General features: G+C 36.0%; 1 protein-coding gene. It reads left to right on the forward strand.

Annotated elements, in window-relative coordinates; all coding sequences use genetic code 11:
- Positions 1-248: 248 nt before the first annotated feature.
- Positions 249-950 (forward strand): hypothetical protein, encoded by a 702-nt coding sequence (locus V6256_RS15120; protein ID WP_341599099.1) that lies wholly within the window; start codon positions 249-251, stop codon positions 948-950.
- Positions 951-1,025: the final 75 nt, after the last annotated feature.

Below are 1,025 nucleotides of genomic sequence, written 5' to 3' on the forward strand. Positions count from 1 at the left end.
ATAAGTGATAATAATACCACCTTAAATGGTGTCCGAGATCATTAGACCACTACACTAATAATGTAAAAAAAGAGTTGCTTAGTCTTAGAAAAGGCACATAACAAACGCTTCAAGTCGGAACAAAATAGTGGGCTATGTTTCGTTCCTCAACAAAATTTTAGCCCACTATTTTCGTCCGCTTAAGCGGGCGTTATGCATAAATACTAAACTCTATCGTTGTTCCATTACTTTAAAAAGAAGAAAATAAAATGAGTGATAATCCCAAGTCGCGATCACAGGCAGTAGCTTTAATTAAGTTCTTCAGTCGTGAAGATCATTATTTGTCCTTTAAAAAAGGAACAAATCTTTTCAGAACTCCTCATTATTACAGGAAGGATAAAAGTATTGGAAGAGGGGATAGAAGTGAATCATGCCTTGGTTATTGGGATAAACAATTAGGCGATGAGATGCCAAACATCATTCATAATGGTGACAAAGTCAACTTCGATGATGCTGAAAGTATTTTAGTCTATCCTGCTGCTGAACAGAAAGATGCATGGCTGCAATCATGGGCTGTAATCGGTCCACATAATAATTTTGAAAATTCATTAGAACAAATGCTAAATGAGTTTGGGACTTATTTTGTAATTTTACCCGCCACTAAAATTAGCGCATACAGGCACCTTCTCGCTAAGGCAAGCGGTTGCAAAGTTCATATGGGAGGAGTTAAGTATTCTGACAACCCATTAGAAAGATCTCTTGTAGTTAAAGATTCTAAATTGAGTTATCAAAAAGAATTTCGATTTTTGCTTGGGGAGTGTTCAAAGGGAGAGGAACGTGATAAAAAAATTCAGTTACAAGGGATGGATAAAATGTTACTTGAAGCTTCTTCTTTAAAGCTTACAAGTCCATCTGGTGACGTTAAGTATTGTTCCTTAGGACATCAAAAAGTGGTTAGTGTATCTAAGTGATGCATCTGGTTAATTATGCATAACAACACGCCCTGAGGTGGACCGCTAGTAAAATTTAACTATTAATTGCAAATT

Source organism: Psychromonas aquatilis, assembly GCF_038155185.1.
Taxonomy (GTDB): domain Bacteria; phylum Pseudomonadota; class Gammaproteobacteria; order Enterobacterales; family Psychromonadaceae; genus Psychromonas; species Psychromonas aquatilis.